Source organism: Novosphingobium guangzhouense, assembly GCF_002896965.1.
Classification (GTDB): Bacteria; Pseudomonadota; Alphaproteobacteria; order Sphingomonadales; family Sphingomonadaceae; genus Novosphingobium; species Novosphingobium guangzhouense.
The window spans coordinates 15,934-35,207 of the sequence record NZ_LYMM01000055.1 but is presented as its reverse complement, the minus strand read 5'-3'; the positions used below and the strand labels follow the sequence as shown (position 1 = coordinate 35,207).

22 protein-coding genes and 1 pseudogene are annotated in these 19,274 nt (G+C 60.8%); 10 read left to right on the top strand and 13 right to left on the bottom strand.

All coding sequences use genetic code 11. The features are described 5' to 3' along the window. Positions 1–686: 686 nt before the first annotated feature. On the bottom strand, positions 687–1,151 hold the full coding sequence (locus A8V01_RS19695; protein WP_146037331.1) for a ribonuclease E inhibitor RraB: 465 nt from the start codon (positions 1,149–1,151) through the stop codon (positions 687–689). Positions 1,152–1,194: 43 nt separating this feature from the next. After that, positions 1,195–1,449: a hypothetical protein gene (locus A8V01_RS19690; protein WP_103098020.1), complete on the bottom strand. Its 255-nt coding sequence runs from the start codon at positions 1,447–1,449 to the stop codon at positions 1,195–1,197. A gap of 289 nt (positions 1,450–1,738) precedes the next feature. On the opposite strand from A8V01_RS19690, the gene A8V01_RS19685 reads away from it, so the two are divergent. The 5 genes and pseudogenes from A8V01_RS19685 (at position 1,739) to A8V01_RS19665 (ending at position 6,209) form a co-directional block, all read left to right on the top strand. Then, positions 1,739–2,314: an SRPBCC family protein gene (locus A8V01_RS19685; protein ID WP_103098019.1), complete on the top strand. Its 576-nt coding sequence runs from the start codon at positions 1,739–1,741 to the stop codon at positions 2,312–2,314. Continuing rightward, entirely contained in the window at positions 2,314–3,504 is a 1,191-nt protein-coding gene (locus tag A8V01_RS19680) for a zinc-dependent alcohol dehydrogenase (RefSeq protein WP_103098018.1), read from the top strand. The genes A8V01_RS19685 and A8V01_RS19680 overlap by 1 nt, the downstream gene beginning before the upstream one ends. Before the next feature lie 11 nt (positions 3,505–3,515). Then, positions 3,516–4,298, top strand: coding sequence for an SDR family NAD(P)-dependent oxidoreductase (locus A8V01_RS19675; protein ID WP_103098017.1), 783 nt, complete (start codon positions 3,516–3,518; stop codon positions 4,296–4,298). A gap of 44 nt (positions 4,299–4,342) precedes the next feature. After that, complete coding sequence (locus A8V01_RS19670) at positions 4,343–5,161, top strand: alpha/beta fold hydrolase (protein ID WP_103098016.1); 819 nt, start codon at positions 4,343–4,345, stop codon at positions 5,159–5,161. A gap of 73 nt (positions 5,162–5,234) precedes the next feature. Further along, positions 5,235–6,209, top strand: a pseudogene (locus A8V01_RS19665) (SDR family oxidoreductase). A 67-nt stretch (positions 6,210–6,276) separates the two neighbouring features. Here A8V01_RS19665 and A8V01_RS19660 read toward each other — a convergent pair. From A8V01_RS19660 to A8V01_RS29820, 5 genes are all read right to left on the bottom strand, one after another. Further along, on the bottom strand, positions 6,277–6,573 hold the full coding sequence (locus A8V01_RS19660) for a plasmid stabilization protein (protein WP_103098015.1): 297 nt from the start codon (positions 6,571–6,573) through the stop codon (positions 6,277–6,279). 20 nt (positions 6,574–6,593) lie between these two features. Beyond that, on the bottom strand, positions 6,594–6,860 hold the full coding sequence (locus tag A8V01_RS19655; protein ID WP_103098014.1) for a DUF2171 domain-containing protein: 267 nt from the start codon (positions 6,858–6,860) through the stop codon (positions 6,594–6,596). Between the two features lie 36 nt (positions 6,861–6,896). Then, positions 6,897–7,187 carry a DUF3175 domain-containing protein gene (locus A8V01_RS19650; protein ID WP_211295084.1) on the bottom strand — a complete coding sequence of 97 codons (291 nt, stop codon included), beginning with the start codon at positions 7,185–7,187 and terminating at the stop codon, positions 6,897–6,899. A 16-nt stretch (positions 7,188–7,203) separates the two neighbouring features. After that, positions 7,204–7,590 (bottom strand): four-helix bundle copper-binding protein, encoded by a 387-nt coding sequence (locus A8V01_RS19645; protein WP_103098012.1) that lies wholly within the window; start codon positions 7,588–7,590, stop codon positions 7,204–7,206. Positions 7,591–7,705: 115 nt separating this feature from the next. Further along, entirely contained in the window at positions 7,706–8,047 is a 342-nt protein-coding gene (locus tag A8V01_RS29820) for a response regulator (RefSeq protein WP_425437347.1), read from the bottom strand. 351 nt (positions 8,048–8,398) lie between these two features. Between A8V01_RS29820 and A8V01_RS19635 the strand changes: the two genes are divergently transcribed. Continuing rightward, positions 8,399–9,007 (top strand): flavodoxin family protein, encoded by a 609-nt coding sequence (locus A8V01_RS19635; RefSeq protein WP_103098010.1) that lies wholly within the window; start codon positions 8,399–8,401, stop codon positions 9,005–9,007. Between the two features lie 545 nt (positions 9,008–9,552). Here A8V01_RS19635 and A8V01_RS19625 read toward each other — a convergent pair. The 3 genes from A8V01_RS19625 to A8V01_RS19615 are packed head-to-tail and all read right to left on the bottom strand — an operon-like array spanning position 9,553 to position 12,170. After that, a complete protein-coding gene (locus A8V01_RS19625; RefSeq protein ID WP_103098008.1) occupies positions 9,553–10,281 on the bottom strand; it encodes a Crp/Fnr family transcriptional regulator in 729 nt (242 codons plus the stop codon). Then, the gene (locus A8V01_RS19620; protein WP_103098007.1) at positions 10,281–10,655 is read right to left on the bottom strand and encodes a response regulator; all 375 of its coding nucleotides are present in this window, start codon (positions 10,653–10,655) and stop codon (positions 10,281–10,283) included. The genes A8V01_RS19625 and A8V01_RS19620 overlap by 1 nt, the downstream gene beginning before the upstream one ends. A 3-nt stretch (positions 10,656–10,658) precedes the next feature. Beyond that, positions 10,659–12,170, bottom strand: coding sequence for a sensor histidine kinase (locus A8V01_RS19615; RefSeq protein ID WP_103098006.1), 1,512 nt, complete (start codon positions 12,168–12,170; stop codon positions 10,659–10,661). A 419-nt stretch (positions 12,171–12,589) separates the two neighbouring features. Between A8V01_RS19615 and A8V01_RS19610 the strand changes: the two genes are divergently transcribed. The 3 genes from A8V01_RS19610 to A8V01_RS19600 all read left to right on the top strand — a co-directional run bounded on the left by A8V01_RS19610 (position 12,590) and on the right by A8V01_RS19600 (position 15,048). Beyond that, positions 12,590–13,270, top strand: a complete 681-nt coding sequence (locus tag A8V01_RS19610; protein WP_103098005.1) for a Crp/Fnr family transcriptional regulator — start codon at positions 12,590–12,592, stop codon at positions 13,268–13,270. A gap of 242 nt (positions 13,271–13,512) precedes the next feature. Beyond that, positions 13,513–13,704: a hypothetical protein gene (locus A8V01_RS19605; RefSeq protein ID WP_103098004.1), complete on the top strand. Its 192-nt coding sequence runs from the start codon at positions 13,513–13,515 to the stop codon at positions 13,702–13,704. Positions 13,705–14,211: 507 nt separating this feature from the next. Further along, positions 14,212–15,048: a Crp/Fnr family transcriptional regulator gene (locus tag A8V01_RS19600; protein ID WP_245892733.1), complete on the top strand. Its 837-nt coding sequence runs from the start codon at positions 14,212–14,214 to the stop codon at positions 15,046–15,048. Positions 15,049–15,648: 600 nt separating this feature from the next. On the opposite strand, the gene A8V01_RS19595 is transcribed toward A8V01_RS19600, so the two are convergent. The 3 genes from A8V01_RS19595 to A8V01_RS19585 form a co-directional block, all read right to left on the bottom strand. Further along, positions 15,649–16,236 carry a Smr/MutS family protein gene (locus tag A8V01_RS19595; RefSeq protein WP_103098003.1) on the bottom strand — a complete coding sequence of 196 codons (588 nt, stop codon included), beginning with the start codon at positions 16,234–16,236 and terminating at the stop codon, positions 15,649–15,651. Then, positions 16,233–17,420 carry a murein transglycosylase A gene (gene mltA / locus A8V01_RS19590; protein ID WP_425437346.1) on the bottom strand — a complete coding sequence of 396 codons (1,188 nt, stop codon included), beginning with the start codon at positions 17,418–17,420 and terminating at the stop codon, positions 16,233–16,235. The genes A8V01_RS19595 and mltA overlap by 4 nt, the downstream gene beginning before the upstream one ends. 203 nt (positions 17,421–17,623) lie before the next feature. Beyond that, the gene (locus tag A8V01_RS19585; protein WP_103098002.1) at positions 17,624–18,313 is read right to left on the bottom strand and encodes a Tim44/TimA family putative adaptor protein; all 690 of its coding nucleotides are present in this window, start codon (positions 18,311–18,313) and stop codon (positions 17,624–17,626) included. Positions 18,314–18,650: 337 nt separating this feature from the next. Between A8V01_RS19585 and secB the strand changes: the two genes are divergently transcribed. Continuing rightward, positions 18,651–19,166: a protein-export chaperone SecB gene (gene secB / locus A8V01_RS19580; RefSeq protein ID WP_103098001.1), complete on the top strand. Its 516-nt coding sequence runs from the start codon at positions 18,651–18,653 to the stop codon at positions 19,164–19,166. Positions 19,167–19,274: the final 108 nt, after the last annotated feature.

The window sequence follows — 19,274 nt, the reverse complement described above, 5'->3', positions numbered from 1 at the left end:
CAGCTCGAGGCATAGGAGATCTTGGCGAAGCTCGCGGCGTGGCTTTCCGGGAAGCCATAGGAACCGAAGCCTTCGAGCTGGCGGAAGGTGCGCTCGGCAAAGTCGCGCGGATATCGCCGAGCGCAGCCCCATGAAAGCATTCGGTCCGGCAATATCGGCCTGAGCGTCGGGCTGTTATGCGATCGGACATTCAAGCACGGTCATGGCAAAGAAGGTGTTGTCCCCCGAAGCGGCGTGAATGCGGGCACCATCCCCGCTTTCCTGCCCGGAGGGATCGAAATGCCCGGTGATTGGGCCTTCACTGCTCGCGCCATCGCAATCGCCCGACATATCTTCGACAGGACAAGCACTCAGGACACGGAGTCGTTCCGAAAAGCCTGGGAGTGTATCGACCTCGGGCCCTGCCTCCTTCTCTAGCCCCCTTCCGGCGCTCCGGCAGCCACGCGTCCTTCATAAATGCCTGGCCGTGATCGACGGCTACAATCTGCCTGAGATTGAAGGAGAGAGCCGAGATCGTCAGTGTCGAGAGCGGGCGCGATAATGCGGAACGATACATCTCGCTCCTGTCTCCCGCCCACCTCCAGTCTTGTGAAGGCTACCGGGTTTCGCGATCTTCGAGCGCAAGGCTGTCGCCGCGACAGGCGTGCCGAACGGCTCGCGATGCACGTCCACGCGAGCGGCACACGCTAGCCCTCCTTGTGACCCGTCTCAAGAAAGTGCCAGCCGTTTGACCTCCCCTCTCGAAGTTCGGCAGTTCCCTGCAAGTCCTTCTGCATTGCCGCGATTTGTCGAGCGTGGGCGATGAGACGTGTCGCGACCCGAACTGTGCAGGGCGCCGCCCCGTCCTTCGGCTCAACGATCTCCGCGCGGACGTGCTCGTTCTCGATCGCGACAGCAAAGGCTTGTGCCGAAGCCCGGTTCAGGAAGAGAAAGGAGAAGATCACGGTCTTCTCCTCCGGCGCGTGCAGTCCATGCTGTAGGCCGCAGTTTTTCGCCGTTTCCCCGGCGCCGGGTTCCCGGTCCCGATCGCTGTCAAGGTCGGCACGAGCGGGCTCCGTGGCCGGGCGCGGCGGCATACCTTCGTGAGGTGGAGGACAGATCATCTCGTTTTCCACCTCGCGGTTGTTTGGCCTGTCATCATCCGCCTGCATGATGTCTCTCCTCAGCCTCCCCGTGTCCCGATCATCCGCCTTTCTATTCGCCGGATCGGCGGGGAGCGCGATCGACATCCCCGTCTCGCCGTTCGCTTTCCGGATAGTCCTCGGGGTCGACTTCGCCGACGACAGGGCGATCGTCCACTTTTTCAGGCTTCTGACCGCCGCGCGTGCGGGGGTCGTGGGCGTCGTCGGGGCGAGCGTCCCCCATTCCGCCACGAGACGTTTCATACGGGTCATCGCCGGCGCGCTGCCGGGCCTCCTCACCATTCTCGGGCGTGATCCCATTGGTCATGACAAGTCCTTTCCATTTGCCGACGCAAAAGCATGGGCGTCCTCTGCCGTTCCCGGCGAGCGGGCGTCCGCTAACTTCGATCAAGTCACGGGGGCGTCTCCGCATCTAACCGACTGATCCATGTTAACGTCAGGTCGTCATCAGGGAACGCGGCCGAGCCCGATGGCTTGATGAGGGCACAAGCGGGCGAGCACCACGACACCAGCGCCATGCCGATTAGGGCTGGAAAGCCCCGGGCTGCCCGCGACCGATATGCAGCCAGCGTACTCCTCCCGGATAAGGACCCGCAATGACGGACATTCGCGACGATGCCCCAGCCGCCACCGCCAAACACGCAAGCGCCACGCAGAATGCGGCGCGCGAAGGCCTGTCTGGCGAGGGCGACACCCTCATCGCCCGTTCGGTGACGATCAACCGCAGCCGGGACGATCTCTATCGGTTCTGGCGGGATTTTCCGAACCTCGCGAAGTTCATGGAGAACGTGAAGCGTATCGACGTGCGCGATGATTGCACGTCGCACTGGGTCGTGGCCGGCCCCGGCGAAACGACGGTCGAATGGGACGCGCAGATAACTCAGGACGTTCCGGGCGAAGCGATCGCCTGGGCATCGACGAACAGCCCTGACGTTTCCAACAGCGGGCGCGTGGAATTTCGCGACGCGGGCGAGAGAGGCACGGTCGTCACCGCGACGATCTTCTACAAAGCCCCCGCCGGATTTGTCGGGAAACTGATCGCCAAGCTGTTCCAGCGCGAACCCGGCATTCAGGCGCGCCGCGACCTCAGGCGCTTCAAGCAACTCATGGAAACGGGCGAAGTGGCCACTGCGGCGCGCACGCTCAAGCAACGCGAAGAGGAGATCGCCTGATGCGTGCACTCACCTGGCACGGCAAGCACGACGTTCGGGTCGACACCGTGGATGACCCGGAAATCCTCAATCCGCGCGATGCCATCATCAAGGTGACGTCCACGGCGATCTGCGGCTCCGATCTTCACCTCTACGACGGCTTCATCCCGACGATGAAGGCAGGCGATATCCTCGGTCACGAATTCATGGGCGAGGTCGTCGAGACAGGTCCCGGATCGACCCTGCGCAAAGGCCAGCGCGTGGTCGTTCCCTTCACCATCGCGTGCGGGAGCTGCTATCATTGCGGCAAGCACCAGTATTCCGCCTGCGACAACGGCAATCCGGCGGACAATCAGGACATCGCCCAGGAACTCTACGGCCAGCCGATGTCCGGCCTGTTCGGCTACAGTCACATGACCGGCGGTTACGCGGGCGGCCAGGCAGAGTACGTGCGCGTGCCGTTCTCCGACGTGGGGCCTATCGTCATCCCGGACGGCATCGACGATGACCGGGTCCTGTTCCTTTCCGACATTCTTCCCACGGGCTGGCAGGCGGCCGAGAATGCGGAGATCGAGCCGGGGGACACGGTGGTTGTGTGGGGATGCGGCCCGGTCGGGCTTTTCGCCGTCCAGTCCGCCTTCCTGATGGGCGCAGAGCGCGTCATCGCCATCGACCATTTTCCGCGGCGCCTCGAACTCGCGAGACGGTTCGGCGCGGAGACGATCAACTATGAGGAAACCAGAACCTACGAAGCCCTGATCGAGATGACGGGCGGTATCGGCCCGGACGCCTGCATCGATGCGGTAGGCCTCGAAGCCCATGGGTTTTTCGCGGACAACGTCTGGGATCAGATCAAGGTCTCGACTTTCACGGGGACCGACCGGACGCACAGCATACGACAAGCGATCCACGCCTGCCGCAAGGGCGGCCGTATCTCGATGCCCGCCGTCTATGGCGGCTTCGTCGACAAGTTCCCGCTTGGCGCGTTCATGGAAAAAGGCCTGACCCTCAAGACCGGCCAGACCCATGTGCAGCATTACCTGCCGGGCCTGCTCAACGCCATCGTCGAGGACAAGATCGATACCACGTTCCTCATCAGCCATCGCCTGCCGCTGGAACAGGCGCCGGACGGGTATCGCATGTTTCACGACCACCAGAATGACGTGACCAAGGTCGTGCTGAAGCCCGGCCTCGATCGCGTCGCCGCCTGAGGAGAACGCCCATGGCCGACAAATTTGCCATCGTCACAGGCGCGTCCACCGGGATCGGTTTCGAGCTCGCGCATTGCGCGGCGCGGGCCGGGTACGATCTGCTGGTGGCCGCCGACGAAGCGCTGATCGAGGCAGCCGCACGCGATTTCAGCCTGCACGGGGTCAACGTCATGGCGGTGGAAGCCGACCTTTCGACGCTGGACGGCGTCGATCGCCTGCTTGCCGCAACCGGCGGGCGAGCGATCGACGTGCTTTGCGCCAATGCGGGCGTCGGCACGGGCGGAGCCTTCCTGCAGCAGGAGGTTGCGACCTGGCGCCATTCGATCGACACCAATGTCACCGGGACGGTCTATCTCCTGCAAAGCGTGCTGACGAGGATGGTCGCGCGCAGCTCGGGCAAGGTTCTCGTGACGGGGTCCATCGCGGGCTACATTCCCGGCAGCTTCAATGCCGTCTACAATGCGACCAAGGCCTTCATCGACAATTTCACCGAAGCCCTGCGCAATGAACTCAGGGACATCGGCGGCGTCACCCTCACCACGCTGATGCCCGGTGCAACCGAGACCGAATTCTTTGCGCGCGCAGACATGCTCGACACGCAGCTGGGCCAAAACGACAAGGCAGACCCTGCGAAAGTCGCTCGCGACGGCTGGGATGCGCTGATGGCGGGCAAGGGACACATCGTGTCCGGCTGGTCCAACAAGCTGCAGGTCGCCGGTGCCGGCATCGTCCCACAATCCGTTCTGGCGCAGCAGCATCGCAAGATGGCCGAGCCGGGAAGCGGAAACCGCTGAATACCTCCCATTTTTCCCGAACAGACAGTCGGAGCAGATAATCCATGCATATCGAGACGCCGCAAGGCCACGTCATCCACGTCAAGGACATGGGCGAGGGAAAGCCCGTCATCCTCATTCACGGCTGGCCGCTGACAGGGGACATGTGGGAATATCAGACGCTTGCTTTGCTCGAGGCGGGATATCGCGTCATTACCTACGACCGGCGCGGGTTCGGTCAGTCGGGCCATCCGTACGGCGGATATACCTATGACGTGTTCGCTGACGATCTCGCCGCGGTCATCGACAAGCTCGATGTTCCGAAGGTGTCTCTGGTGGGCTTCTCGATGGGTGGAGGCGAGATCGCGCGCTACCTGGCGCGCTACGGCTCCGGCAAAGTGGACCGCGCGGTGCTCGTATCCTCGGTCGTGCCGTATCTGCTGAAGGACGACAGCAATCCGGACGGCGTCGATGCCGCGGTCTTCGAAGACATGAAGGCGCAGATCCGCGAGGATCGGTTCGCCTTCCTCCAGACATTCGCCAAGATGTTCTATGGCGTTGGCCTGGTCTCCAGGCCGGTGTCGAGCGCATTGCTCGACTGGACGTTCGCGCTCGCGATCATGGCAAGCCCGAAGGCCACAATCGACTGCGTCGATGCCTTCGGGGGTACGGATTTTCGGCCGGACTTGCCGGCCTTCGATATCCCGACGCTGGTGATCCACGGCACCTCCGACAAGACGGTGCCGATCGATCCGGCAGGACGTGCAGCGGCCGCCAGCATCGCTGGCGCGCAACTGGTAGAATACGACGGTGAGCCGCACGGCCTGTTCGCGACCGCACCCGACCGGCTCAACCGCGATCTGCTCGCATTCCTTGCCGGATGAAGACCATACCCTCCCCTTGATGCCCCCTTTCGATACGACGGGACGAGGTTCCGAGGACAAGGAAATCAGCCGTATGACTGACCCCAGCACACGCCGTGACGTCCTGAAGGGCGCGACATTGGCCGGAGCGACTCTCGCCGCGGTCCCGTCCCTGGCGAAAGAAAGCAGACCGATGCAGGATCCCACATCCAATCACACCAGCGACCCGTTTCCAGAGCAACGGCAGGAATGGCCCGCGCTCCAGCGCGACATGAAGCCGGTGCCGGACTGCGGTGAGGCAACATATCGTGGAAGCGGCCGTCTCAAGGGGCGCAGGGCGCTTGTAACCGGCGGCGATTCCGGCATTGGCCGCGCCGCAGCGATCGCATTTGCCCGCGAGGGCGCGGACATTGCGATCAACTACTATCCGACCGAGGAGCCGGACGCTCAGGACGTCGCGCGGCTGCTGCTGGCGGAAGGGTGCAAAGTGAAGCTGCTTCCGGGCGATCTTACAGACGCCCGTTTCTGTCACAATCTCGTGGCGCAGGCAGCGCAGGCTCTCGGAGGTCTCGATATCGTCGTCAACAATGCGGCCTATCAGCAGTCCAAGGCCTCAATCGACGAGATCAGCGAGGAATAGTTCGACCGGACCATGAAGACCAACGTCTATGCGATGTTCCATATCAGCAAGGCGGCCATTCCCCTGATGAAGCCAGGGGCCTGCTTCATAAATACCGCCTCGGTCAATTCGGTCAGTCCGGGAGAAGAGCTGCTGGATTACGCGACGACCAAGGGCGCGATCCTGATCTTCACCAAGGGGCTGGCCAAGCAGCTTGCAGCGAAGGGTATCCGGGTGAACGCCGTCGCCCCCGGTCCGGTCTGGACGCCGCTGCAGGTGGCAGGCGGGCAATTGCCGGGCAAGCTGAAGGAATTCGGGCAGGACACGCCGCTGGGCCGTGCAGGTCAACCTGCCGAGCTGGCCTCGCTCTATGTGACTCTTGCGGAAAGCGGGACGAGCTTCACCTCGGGCAGCGTATTCGGCGCCAATGGAGGAACCGGGATCATCTGACCGGGCGCAAGATCAGTGTCAGGTGCGCACCCATGACCACGCGCACCTGACACCGTCAGGGTCGGCTTCAACCGCCCCCTTTTTTCCGGCGGGTCTCCCAACCTTTCTTGGCGGCCGCCGAACGCTGTTCGTGACTCTGGCTGGACCCGCCGATGCGCCCCCCTTTACGAGACGAGGCGTGGTTTTCCTTCCTGCCGCGACCCGAGCCCGATTTGTTACCGCCGCCGGATTCCTTGTTGACCGTAGCCCAGGCCCGCCGCTCGGCTTCCTTGTGGCCGACGCCGCGGTCCTCGTAGCCTTCCTCGATGTGCTCCGCCTTGCGCTTCTGCTTGTCGGTATAGCTGGATTTGTCTCCACGGGGCATGATGCGGTCCTTTCTCTTCCTCAGGAACCCCGGTCGCTCAACGGTTCACCCCCTTCTTCCTCCTCCAGCAAAGCGGCCTCGGCCCCCGCTGCAGACAGCCGTACCTGATTGCCCTCTACTGCGACGACCAGACCACCAGCGATGTAGTGATGATGGTCGCTGTGCGATCCGCTGTCGGCCTTGGTCATCTTGATCCGATCACCCTCGACCCTGTCGACGGTGCCAATATGCACGCCATCGGCGCCTATGATTTCCATGTGCTCGGTAACCTGACTGAGATCGGTCATGTGTCTTCCTCCTGGTGTATTTCAGTGGGCGAATGATTATTCCGCTGCATGAGGTTTCTTCCCGAACGCCTTACGCAGTTCGTCCTTCGCCTGCTCAAGGACATCGCGTTGCTGCTTGCCGAGATGGTCTCCGGCACGGTTGATGTAGAACGTCAGCATGCTCATTGCGGATTGAAGCGGCGTGCCCTTGCGCCGTTTGCTATGCTCTGCCGAACGCTTGAGGGATGCGGCGATCTTGGCCGGATCGCCCTGTTTGAAGAGGTCCCCGTCGAGGTCCAGGGCATCCGAACGCTCTGTCACCTCCTGCGACCACTTCTTCTGTGTCACCGCTCTTTCCTTTCGCTCAGTTGAGGTCAGGGAGCGCCTTGCGGCAGTCGGCAGCGCATTCGCGGCACATTTCCGCACAGAGCCGGCAATGCTCATGCTCATGCCGCGCGCATTCGCGGGCGCAGGCCTCGCAGGTGAAGATGCATGTCTCGATCATCGCGCCCAAGACCGCGACATTGCTTCCCGTACGCCGCACGGCGATACGGCTGGTGACAGCGCAGACGTCCGCGCAGTCGAGGCAGACACGAATGCACTGGCGCATCTGCCCCGCTTCCGCGAGGCAGGCATCCGCACAGGAGGTGCACAAGGCTGCACAGAAAAGCGCATGGCGCGCGGCAGTGGCGAGGTCTTCGTTCAACGTCTCGACGTCCGGATGAAGGGCGATCATGTTGTGAAGCGACATCTGCCAGTCTCCTCCGATGCGGTCGGGCACGAAGGGCTAATTGCGTGGCGAGGCGGATGCTCCGCGGCCTTGATCCATGTTATCGATATGTCGTGAATGCGCGAAGCAGCCCGGCCTAGATTGGTTCGGGGCGGCACAGGTCCCGTAAAGCAGCGATCACGGCGTGGCGGTGTGGCGGTTTGGCAATGTAGGGCGTTTTACCGAAGGGCTCGGGAATCATCGCGGCGTCATAGCCGGTCAGGAAAACGAATGGCACGTGCCGATCAGTCAGCAGATGTGGGAGCGCAAACGACATACCTTCGCCAAGGTTGATGTCGATCATCGCGCAGTCGGGTGTCTGGATATCCAGCTGTCTGAGCGCTGCATCGACATTTGGGCATGGCCCGATCACGCGCCCACCGGCACCTTCAATTTCTTCGCGCAAATCCTGGGCGATGAAGAATTCGTCTTCGACCACCAGGATGGTTTTATCGCTAAGTTCAAGGTTCGCTCGGCCCGGTTCCACAGCAATCCCTTTGGCTATTTGTTCGCGGTCGAACCAATGGATGCGCCCAATCCACTCGATATCAATATGTAAAACACGAAATCCTGATCGAGGTTAAGGAATCTGCGTAAATGGAGTTGCTACCTCGATCCATCTGCGCACGAGCGAAAACTTCACGTCTCGACAGCCTGACCACGGCAAGGCTGGAACGCTCCCAGTCGGCACCCGACAGGTTAGTTGCTAACATGGATGAATCCCGGTGATGCCACCACGGCACGTGGCCGTTGTCAGGGCGATGCATCAATAACGAGAACGGAGCCGTCCATGTCCATCAAGGCCGTCGCGCTGAATTGCACTCTCAAGTCCGACGTGAATGAGGAATCCTCCACCGACGCGATGATCGCCGTGCTTGCCGATGCCTTTCGGGAACGTGACGTCGAGGTGTCGGAAACGGTGCGGGTCGCCGCGCTCGACATTCGTCCAGGCGTGACATCGGACGAAGGCGAAGGCGACGACTGGCCGCAATTGCGGGCCAAGATACTGGCGCACGACATCCTGATCCTTGGCGGACCGATCTGGATGGGACAGATGAGCAGTGTCGCCAAACGCGTACTGGAACGGATGGACGCCTTCCTCTCGGAAACGGACGAAAAGGACCGGATGCCCAGCTACAGCAAGGTTGCTGTCGCTACGATCGTCGGCAACGAGGACGGTGCCCACTTTTGCTCCGCTCAGATGTTCCAGGCTCTGAACGATGTCGGCTGGACGGTTCCGGCGGTGGCGGCCTGCTACTGGGTAGGCGAGGCGATGGGATCAGTCGACTTCAAGGATCTCGACGCTGTCCCGGACAAAGTAACGCGGACAGCCCGCATGGTTGCAGGAAATGCGGCGCATCTGGCACGGCTTTTTCAAGGGCATCCCTATCCCGGCTGACCCGCCGGCATCCTGATGTGAAGCGTGCAGGTATGAGCCTGAACACGCAAGCCATGCCGCTGCACATGACGCCGTCACCCGCTCATACGGACTGACGGATGTTGACCCGGGTAGAGGAATTGTGCGCGGATCGCGCAGGTCCCAGCAGTAAAGAAGGCTCAGGATTTTCGGTTTTCGGTTGAGCGGGCGGCTGCTCGCACACCTTCCGCCGGTTCGCCGCCGGCCTTGGGCGGATCAACCTCTTCCCTGCTCCACCGGTCGCGTTCGCTTGCAGGCTGTCCGGTGACGTTGCGCTGATCGCGAGGTTCGTATTCGCCTCTTCCGGCTGCAGGACTTTCTTGATCCCGCCAAGACTTGCCTGGCTTCCCTGCGTCACCCGTCACCTTGCCAGAGTCCTTGGGCTCATATTCTCCGCCGCCGCCCATCGTTGCATCCTTCCTTTTTCCGATTTCCTTTGCTGCAACGAGAGTGGACGCCGCCGAGTTGCCGCGTCAGTCCATTCACCAAGATAAGTGAGAAAAGCGGATGCCGCGGCGGGCATGCGGCTAGACGGCAGGTGACTGCAGCGCCGATACCCTGACCCTATCACGTCCGATCTTGACGGCCAGCGCCGACGGATCATGCAACGTGACACGCCGCTCCTTCCAGTCGAGATCACCCGATCGCCGCATGAGCTGGAGCGTGCGATTCACGTGAACCTGAGTAAGTCCAAGAGCATCGGCAAGAATCTCCTGCGTCAGCGGAAGTTCGAAGCTTCCGCCATCGGTCAGTCCCGCTAGCTCGAGACGGTCGTGGAGTTCCAGCAAAAGATCCGCGAGGCGCTCCTGAGCATTAAGGCGACCCACCCGGCAAATGTGAGCCAGATGATGGGCTTCGTCGAGTGCCTTGGCCATCGCATAAGCTCGCGCAAGTGAACCGTGCGGTGCCGAGCGAGGCGCCGGGCACACGGAAACGTCGGTCAGACTGGTGAGAGTCGACAGGGCGAGAGGCTCTGGCTGGGGGCACAGACCGATTATGTCGCCCGGAAGCAGGAAGCCGAGAATCTGTCGGCGCCCATCTGCAAGTTGCCGCACGCTGGCCACCCACCCGCTCAGCAGGATCTGCATCTGCGGAACAGGGTCGCCCTCGATGACGAATTCCCGCCGCGCGGTAAGGTGTGTCCATTCGGCCGATGCTCTCGCCAGCATCGAGATTTCGGCATCGCTGAGCGGTGCCAGCGAAGCTATCCGGCGGATCGCGGGCGGCTTCGATTGCCCTCCGCTGACAACAGGCATCACGCGTCCGGGACTCCGACCAAACCGCTCAGGGTTCCGATCAGGACTGCCATCGAAAAGGGCTTAGCCAGCTGAGGAACGTCGCGAAATGCCTCCGGGAGATACCAGGAATCGTAACCGGTCACGAACAGGAAAGGGATGGCCCGGCGCTGTAGCTCGATGGCGAGCGGCCATGACAGCTGGTCGTTCAAGTTGATGTCGAGCACTGCTGCATCCGGCTTTTCGCCGGACAGCATCTCCAGCGCGGTTGCCAGGTCTCCGGTTGGTCCGATGACCGTGACGGCCTGCTCTACCAGCCCGTTGCGCAGGTCCGCAGCAATGAAATATTCATCCTCGACGACAAGAATGCGTTTGCCGACGAGTGAGGCAGGCATTTTTCACAACTCCTTCCATGCGGCCCCCGCGCCCCCCTCGGACTGCGGTGCGGACAGAAGGCAGAACACGCCGCCGCCACGGAATTCGAGGCTGGTGGTCACCCCCGAACGGTATGGCAGCGCATCCTCGATCAACTCGCAGCCGAACCCTCTGCGGGTGGGCTGGGAACTGATGACGGGAACCCCCTGTTCGGACCATGTAAGGTCAAGTGAACAGATGCCCTTATCATCTAGGTTAACCTCCCAATGAATTTCGAGTCGCGCTTCGGGAAACCGTAAAGCGCCGTATTTCAGAGCGTTGGTAGTCAGCTCATGGAAGGCAAGACCCAGCGATTCGGTCAGTTGAGCATTCAGCTCGATACCAGGACCGCAGATCGTGACGGTCTCTCCATCGCTCACTCCGACGCTCAGCAGTTCATCGCGAATGAGGTTTTCCAGATCGGCATAACCATGCGCGCTCTGGGTCGCGACCATCTGTGCGCGCGCGAGATTATCCAGTCTTCCCGTGAAGTGATTGGCGATGCTTTGGATGTCTCCGCCAGTTTCGACGGTCCGAGAAAATACCGAGCGGATCACAGTCAGAATGTTCCGCACTCGGTGCTGCAATTCGGCAAGGAGCATCTGCAGCCGCCTCTCGCTTTCGCGAAGGGCCTCCTGAGAGCGCTTGAGCTCGTCCACCTCATGGATCACGATGACGGAGCCTGAAATCGTCCCTCCATCGTCACGGAGCGGCACGGACGACACGGTCGCCCAATGAACGGCACCGTCTTCGTCGGTCCAGGTAAACTCCATTCCCGGAACCGTACTGATACCGTTCAACGCCTTGATTGCAGGATAATCGCTCAATGCGACCGGCTCGCCATCGTCAGACACCGCTCGCCATCTCGGTCCGAACTCGGGGTCATGCGAGGGTATCCTGCGCGAAGGAAAGAGGCGCTGTGCCTCGGCATTGGCCAGAAGCATGTTGCCGTTCCTGTCCGCGAGCGCGATGCCTACCGGTGCTGATTCGAATATGGCAGCCAACCGGTTTTCGCTTTCGACCAAGCGCATTTCCGTCTGTTTGCGGTCAAGGACGTCGCGGAAAAGCACCGCCACCTGCAGGTCGCCAGGCGCTCCGAAAGGCATCGCATAGACGTCATACCAACGTCCGAGCGCCTCAACCCGATCCTCGAACCTCTCGGCGATCCCAGTGCGAGCAATACGCCCGTAAATGTCGAACCAGTGTTGTTCGTGTCCGGGAACCATGTCCCGGACCGTGCGCCCCATCGCGTCTTTAAGTCCGGTCTGCCGGACGAAGGCCGCATTGGCCTGAAGAAACCGATAGTCGATCGGCTGGCCAGCTTCATCTTCGATCATCTCGATGACGCAAAGCCCTTCGTCGATGCCGTCGAACATCGCTCGATAGCGTAGCTCACTTGCTTCCAGGGCAGCTATCTGCGCGTTCGCGCGTTGCAGGTCCGCTTCCGAGCATGCCAGCAAGGCGCGAAGCCGTGCAATTTCACCGTTTTCGGCCATTATCGACCCATCGTGCAGTTGAGACGTGGACGGGTGGCCAATTTCGCAGGCCGAGACAACAATTTCCGCGTAGAGCCGCCTGATGTGGTCGACGAAGGGCGGGATCGCCTCTTGGAGCCTTCGCCATAGATTTCGACAATTTTCCCGATGACCATTGGGGAGCGCCGAGCAGGCGCTCGATTTCGGAGCCTTTCGAAGCCGAAATGACAGCGATCCGGTCGCGTTCCCTTGCGGCCACCAAAGTTAATCTGGATCAATGTGACGCGCATTCAAACGTAAGGCCCGCGCGCTCGAGCATGTCGTAGATACCGCTCGCTCCATCGCACGACGCCGCCGAAAACTAACATGCATCAACATGACACCTGCTTTGAAGGTTTAGATCGATCGTCGGAGGCGGGGCAAATCTGAAAGAGACGCCAATGGCTGTCGATCATAGTAGCACCCGTCAACGTCAATTCCGACGCCATGAACATTTGGCCCGTAAAGACGAGGTCCACGACCACGTTTTCCAGATCGAAGATGGTTGGGCTAGCCGATATTGTATGCTGGCGGACGGACGGCGACAGATCACCGCGCTATATGCGCCTGGAGATTTCTGCGAATCACAGTGGCTGCTTTCTGGCAGGGCGGATTATCCGATCGTTGCACTGACGCCGATCAAGGCCCGCTGCATCCCGCTGGCTGGCATTCATGGCAGACCCGGAAATTATGTAAGGCAGCTGCTTGCGGACATGCTGCGCGGCCATGCCCGTCAGACATCCTGGATTGTCAGCCTCGGCCGCCAAACCGCGGTGGAAAGGGTCTACGGCCTGATGAGCGAGCTGTACCGGCGCCTCCATGCCCGCGGCAGGGTGATGAATAACCGATGTGCAGTTCCGCTGACGCAACAGGACATCGCCGATGCGGTGGGCTTGACCCCCGTCCACGTCAATCGCGTGCTGGGCGATTTGAGAACCCGGGGCCTGCTCGAGCTCTCTGGAAAGCTGCTGCACCTTCCCAACCCCTTGGCTTTCGGGGATGCGGAAATCGCGACGGATTTCCCGCCGAACTCCACCTACAATCTGCTTGACTGCCACCAGCCGGAAAACGCGGCAGCCTGACATCAGTAATCAGACTAAAGACCTTGCTACATTTTCCGCGGCAAGGGGCGTCCCGTCAGGAATGATCCCAACACCACCGCAAGTTGACCTGAGCCAACGTATCGGGGCCGATCGCAATAGACGGAAACACCTCTGCACCAAGTCATCGAAATATGAGCATCATATTACCCGATATACTTAGCTCACTTGCCATAAAATATTGAACCATTATTCTTTCAACATAATATATCGGAAAAAATGCGATGGCAAAATATAATAAAACCACGGATCGTGAACCGTCTACACGAAAAAAAGGCCGCGCTGGCATATTTATCGTGACGATCGTACTCGCTATGGCCTTGCTGATATTTGTTGGTCGCAATATTTGGCATCTGGAAATGGACAAGCAGGAGCGGGAAAGCGCGGCTCATGACACGAGCCGTCAAGGTCATTGAAATACCGGACATAGGCTGAAAAATCTGACGATCGCCCTGTGAACCTGTTGAGGAAGTTTTGGAAACAGGCGGGGGTGGCGGGTAGTACCCGCATCCTTGCAAACATGCGAAGAATGACCGTTTTTACCACCCCGCAAAGTTCACTCGGAAACAGCGTTCGCCCTGCCGACGATATTACCCCGGCCTGATGCATTGATAAGCGCAGTGCAGTGCCCTCGCGAGCGCTCAACATGCCTCTCGAATTGGAGCCATTCGACGCTTCCAGGGAAGTTGAATTGCCCGATCTTCCTGCCATGGACTGACTTGGTCACTTAGCGTCTTGAAAGCTTTTTGCCGATTTCAGCGCATGGTCGAAAGTGAATGTGTCCGGTAGCACATACCCTGATGATCGAGCAGATCTGCTCTAGCGCTCGGCGTCCTGCTGGCCAAGCGTGGCTCCGGCACGATGATTCAAGGGCAAAGTGTCATTGCAGGCTTCAATCACCCCGGCCGCTAAAATATCATGCGATGGCAGATTTGACGCCCATCGTCGGAGACAACCCTTGTATCCGGCAAAGCATGATACAGTTCGTGCTGCTGACGGCGTATGAGGAGAAAATCGGGATGGACAATCCTCTCACCCGCAAACTCTCGAGCTTCACGGATTTTTCGGAAGAAGATACCAGGCGCCTGAACGATCTGTGCAGGAACACCGATAGTTATATCTCCGGATCCGATCTTATTATGGAAGGCGATCGACCAGATTCCGTTTTCTTCCTACTGGAAGGCTGGGCGTATCGATACAAATTCCTTCCCGATGGCAACCGCCAAATCGTAGCCTATTTAATCCCAGGAGACTTGTGCGACATTCATATCTTCATTTTAAAGCAGATGGATCATTCGATCGGACTTCTTAGCGATGCAAAGGTCGCGGCAATTCCGAAAGTTGACATGCTGGAGATCCTTGATTCGCACCCTCGAATTGCCCAGGCGTTGCTTTGGGCGACGCTCGTAGATGAGGCAGTGCTGCGCGAATGGATCGTGAATATGGGCCAGCGCGATGCATTCTCGAAATTGGCGCATCTGTTTTGTGAGATGTGCTTTCGCATGCGGCAGGTTGGATTGGTGCATGCGAATCAATTCGATCTGCCTTTGACGCAGGAGCAACTGGGCGACACTGTCGGTCTGACGAAAGTTCACGTAAACCGGGTTTTGCAAAGGATGCGCCGTGAATCGCTCATTTCTTTATCAGGTAAAACACTGGTAATTCACGATATAGAGCGCCTTGAGAAAATAGGAGAATTTGATTCGACCTACCTGCATCTTGAACGCAGACCTTCGCTCAGCAGTCAGAGTAACTACTGACTTCCTAACAACACCCTGCGCAATAACGCTTAACCCTGATTCCAGTGTTTGTGCACCAGAAGTACCTTTGGTAATTCAGCAGGCATGTTGCCTTTTGCCTTTAAGATATACCGACGCGTAACCGGAGAGCCTCGAACCACGAGGTTCGAACTCGGCATAAGCATCGCGTAGCTTGCGGCGCTGCCCCGATATCCGCTGGGACCAGATGGGAGCAATCGCCAATGATTTTTAGCGAGACGTCACGCAAAAACGCTGCCGAGCCAGCATGTCAGATCGGGCAGCAGTTTGACACTTTAACTCTCTCGCATTGGGACTTTCGCCGAGCTCGAAAACCAAAAGACGTAACACAACGGCTGATTTGACCATCATATTGATTCCATTACATATTTATTTTCGTTGCATAATTACAACAGTACGACGAGAATCGAACCGCGCTGAACGGCCAAAATGATGAAAATGATGGACTAATTGATGGATTTCTTTGCCTGAAAAATATGTAACAATCTGTTTTACCAGTATTTATTTTACGGTTTCGATTCCGGCTCGGCCTCCACATCCTTCTGAAAATCATGCTTATTCCCCTTATGGGGAGAACTGCGTCTAGCGGCGCTTCCTGAGCACTACGTAAATTGCGCCCTGCCCGCCGTGGCGTCGGTGCGCACCGCGGACTGCGACAATGTCCGAGGCGTGCTCGCTTGCAGCAAGCCAATCGGCGATCTTTGCGCGGATCGCTCCGCGCGCATTCCCGCGATCCGCAGCATCCACGGGCCGGGGCTTGCCCGTCACGATCAGAACCACGCGCGCGCCCATCGCCTTGGCCTGCAACAGCCCGTGCATCAACCGCACGTAGGCTTGATCAAGGTTCGAACCGTGCAGATCGAGGCTGAAATCCGGAAGCAGCGTCCCCTTGGAAATGCGCTTTTCCCACGAGCCATCAAGGTTGACCGGCACTTCCGAACGAGGCTTGGGCGGGGGCGCCTTGGGCAGAAGCGGCGGCGGGACGCGGCCTTTGACCTTCTTCGCCGGTGGCGGAGCGATATCAATCGACATGACCGGAGCCGGGGCGGGAGCAGGCTCAGGCGCGCCAGCCGCACTTGGCCGCGACGGGACGAGAGGTTTGACGGTACGCGCAACTTGCGCCCAGATCGCCTTTTCCTCGGCCGTAAGCCTGCGCCCCGGCCGTTTCATCGGGCGCCAAGACGGGTCAGGACGCCCTTGGGCAGCAGTATCAGGGCATTGCCGCGCCCGCTCATCCCGCCTGCGGTCACGCGGGCCTGTGCCCCGGCACCCCAGAAGGTGTCGAAACGGTTCGCGCCCTTGATCGCACCGCCCGTATCCTGCGCGATCCACAGCCCGTTGGCCTCCCGGCGGTCCATATCAAGGTACACGGGGGCACCCAACGGCACATAGCGAGGGTCTGCGGCAACCGAATTACCCGCTCGCACCGGAACGTTGAGCGCACCCAGCGGCCCGTCGCCGGTCAGCACCTTGAAGAACACCCACGACCGATTCCGCTCCATCAGCGCACGCCCTTCGACCGGATGTTCACGCACATATTGCATGATGCCCTGCATCGACCCAGGGTACTGCCCCGGCCCTGAGCCGACCAGCCCCTGATCGCGCATGACCCCGCCGATGCCGGTATAGGGCAAGCCATTCTGCCCCGCATAGCCGATGCGCGTCACCGTGCCATCCGGCGCGACGAGGCGGCCGGAGCCCTGAACCTGCAGGAAGAAGAACTCGACCGGATCGGCAACCCAGGCGATCTCCAGACCCTTGCCCGCCAGCGCACCGGCGTCGATCTGCGCCCGGTCGAAGTAGGTGGTGAAAGTGCCGTCGGGGGCATAACGGCCAAGCGGCATGCGCCCGTCCTTCAGCGGTGCGGCATCGCCGGGCCTTGCCCGTACAAGGTCGCCGGGGAAGGCATAGACCGGCACCGTATAGCCGGGCTGCGGCGTGCGTCCTCCGGCGATCTCGGGTTCGTAGTATCCCGTGGCATAGGAGCGGCCATCGCCGATGCGGGCGGCCTCGAAAAAGCTGGAAAAGAACAGCGCGGGCGATCCTGCACCCCAGCGTGCCGCCGCCGTGCAGGCCTGCCGCCAGTCCTCCGGTCGGGTCAGCCCACTGCCATCCTTGCGCGCGACAAGGCGCGGGCAGCTTTCGCGGAAAGACGCAAGCGCCCCGGCCGCGTCGGACGCCCCCATCGGCAGCGAGGTCAGTGCCGGCCCACGCCGCACTCCGGCGGCAAGCGCGTTCTGCGGCGGCACCGGCTGGCTGGGAAGCCCTGTTTGCGGCCGGGTCGGACGCGGCCCTCCGGTGGATGGAATAACGCCTCCGCAGGCGGCCAGCACGGCAAGCAGACCGCCGATCAGCGCAGAGCGCGCGACTTGCACGGAATTTGCACGAAGCGTTCGACGCGCGGCCCCCTCCGGCACGATGGCCCGTGCCGCAATCTCCAGCGTCAATGCACCCTCCCCACAAAGCAGAAGCCCCGCGCCGGGTAGCGCGGGGCCGATCAGGATCAACCGGTTAGCAGTCTACCGAAGCGAGGATCAACCCCGCCCCGGCCGAACGGTCAACCCTCGTCGGTTTCTTCCAGCAGCCAGTCGGGATCAGGCGAGTTCACCGCGCGACCGAACGTCCAGACGTCAACCGCCTCGATCGCATCGTCGAGCGACCCGGCAATCACGTGGCCATCGGCATCGCGCGTGACCGCAGCGATATCGGAACGGAAGCGCAGGGTGATACGCGCATAGCCGTTTTCCACGCCGGCTGCGGTAAAGCCGGTTTCCTCGATGCGGATCAGGCGATTGTCGAGCGTTTCCCCGGCTTCGACGCGCGCGTCGATGGCAGCGGCGAAGCTGGCGTAGACATCGTCGTTGCAAAGCTGGCGCAGTTCGGCCTTGTCGCCCTTCCAGAAGGCTTCGAGGATCATGCGATAGGCACTGCGCGCACCATCGAGGAATGCGCCGGCATCGAAGCGACGATCCACGTGGGCGATCTCTGCCAGGCCGCGTTCGACGGCAGGCGGTGCAAGCGGAATCGCGCGCTGGCGCGGCTGCTCGGCGCGGGCGCGTTCGTCGCCACGCTGGTCGGCGCGCGGCGGTGCGGAAACGCGCGGCGCACCCGGCTTCTGGCCCTGACGACCTTCGAAGCGTCCCTGGATAGGCTCCTCTTCATGCTCGGCACGACGGCCAAGCACGGAGTACAGCCGCAAGCCAAGGAAGGCCGCGATCATGGCCAGGATCACTATTTCCGGTGTCACGTCCCTAATTCCATCCTTCTGTGGCGCCGTACCAAAGACCGGTCGAAGACGGGTCTGCAGCCGCATCGCACTCCGGCGCAATGCCGAAGACTCGAAACGCGGCCTCGGCTTAGCGCTCGAACATAGCCCCAGATAGGTACACTTTACAAATGAACAACGCGTGAGTGGCTCATTCGGGGGATTTTCCCGCCCGGTCGAAGCCCTACAAAGCGGTTCAAACACACCATCGGGACACAACCTCTACAATTTTCCCGATGCTCGGGTGTTCCCCGCGCCCGCAAAATGTTTTACCCGCCCCACCTGAACATTTCAGATTCCATTGCGGGACACAGATCAGATGGCCGACGAAGGCAACATCATTTCCGACCTCGACCTCGGCAACGGCGACGACAGCGCCCCGGCCGCAGGTATCATTTCGCAGTACATCAAGGATCTCTCGGTAGAGAATCCGAACGCTCCCGAAGCGTTCTCGTGGCAGGAACAGCCGCAGATCGACGTGCAGTTCAACATCGGCGCGCGTGCGATCGAGGGTGAGGTCCACGAAGTGGAGCTGAAGATCACCTGCTCCTCGCGCACCAGCCTGGGCGTCGCCTTCGCGGTCGAGCTGAGCTACTGCGCGCTGATCGGCATGCGCAATCTCGAAGAAGGCCAGGCCCACGCGTTCCTGTTCGCAGAAGCGCCGCGCATCCTGTTCCCCTACGCCCGCCGCATCGTGTCGGATGCCGTGCGCGACGCCGGTTTCGCGCCGCTGATGCTTGAACCGATCGATTTCAACGGCCTCTACGTGCAGCAGCTGCAGGCGCAGCAGCAGCAGGCTGAGTCCGGCATGGGCGAGCCGGTCGGCAACGCCTGATATATCTGCTGAGGCGGGGTGGTGCAAACACCCCGCCCTGCACTCTTCGTCACCCTGAACTTGTTTCAGGGTCCATCGTGCCGATCAGGCCGCCGGTCGAGGCCGCGA

Excerpts from the sequence above, each read along its gene's own strand:
- A8V01_RS19695 (WP_146037331.1), bottom strand. The coding sequence starts at position 1,151 with ATGCAGGCGGATGATGACAGGCCAAACAACCGCGAGGTGGAAAACGAG.
- A8V01_RS19690 (WP_103098020.1), bottom strand. The coding sequence starts at position 1,449 with ATGACCAATGGGATCACGCCCGAGAATGGTGAGGAGGCCCGGCAGCGC.
- A8V01_RS19685 (WP_103098019.1), top strand. The coding sequence starts at position 1,739 with ATGACGGACATTCGCGACGATGCCCCAGCCGCCACCGCCAAACACGCA.
- A8V01_RS19680 (WP_103098018.1), top strand. The coding sequence starts at position 2,314 with ATGCGTGCACTCACCTGGCACGGCAAGCACGACGTTCGGGTCGACACC.
- A8V01_RS19675 (WP_103098017.1), top strand. The coding sequence starts at position 3,516 with ATGGCCGACAAATTTGCCATCGTCACAGGCGCGTCCACCGGGATCGGT.
- A8V01_RS19670 (WP_103098016.1), top strand. The coding sequence starts at position 4,343 with ATGCATATCGAGACGCCGCAAGGCCACGTCATCCACGTCAAGGACATG.
- A8V01_RS19660 (WP_103098015.1), bottom strand. The coding sequence starts at position 6,573 with ATGCCCCGTGGAGACAAATCCAGCTATACCGACAAGCAGAAGCGCAAG.
- A8V01_RS19655 (WP_103098014.1), bottom strand. The coding sequence starts at position 6,860 with ATGACCGATCTCAGTCAGGTTACCGAGCACATGGAAATCATAGGCGCC.
- A8V01_RS19645 (WP_103098012.1), bottom strand. The coding sequence starts at position 7,590 with ATGTCGCTTCACAACATGATCGCCCTTCATCCGGACGTCGAGACGTTG.
- A8V01_RS19635 (WP_103098010.1), top strand. The coding sequence starts at position 8,399 with ATGTCCATCAAGGCCGTCGCGCTGAATTGCACTCTCAAGTCCGACGTG.
- A8V01_RS19625 (WP_103098008.1), bottom strand. The coding sequence starts at position 10,281 with ATGCCTGTTGTCAGCGGAGGGCAATCGAAGCCGCCCGCGATCCGCCGG.
- A8V01_RS19620 (WP_103098007.1), bottom strand. The coding sequence starts at position 10,655 with ATGCCTGCCTCACTCGTCGGCAAACGCATTCTTGTCGTCGAGGATGAA.
- A8V01_RS19615 (WP_103098006.1), bottom strand. The coding sequence starts at position 12,170 with ATGGCCGAAAACGGTGAAATTGCACGGCTTCGCGCCTTGCTGGCATGC.
- A8V01_RS19610 (WP_103098005.1), top strand. The coding sequence starts at position 12,590 with ATGGCTGTCGATCATAGTAGCACCCGTCAACGTCAATTCCGACGCCAT.
- A8V01_RS19605 (WP_103098004.1), top strand. The coding sequence starts at position 13,513 with ATGGCAAAATATAATAAAACCACGGATCGTGAACCGTCTACACGAAAA.
- A8V01_RS19600 (WP_245892733.1), top strand. The coding sequence starts at position 14,212 with ATGGCAGATTTGACGCCCATCGTCGGAGACAACCCTTGTATCCGGCAA.
- A8V01_RS19595 (WP_103098003.1), bottom strand. The coding sequence starts at position 16,236 with ATGAAACGGCCGGGGCGCAGGCTTACGGCCGAGGAAAAGGCGATCTGG.
- secB (WP_103098001.1), top strand. The coding sequence starts at position 18,651 with ATGGCCGACGAAGGCAACATCATTTCCGACCTCGACCTCGGCAACGGC.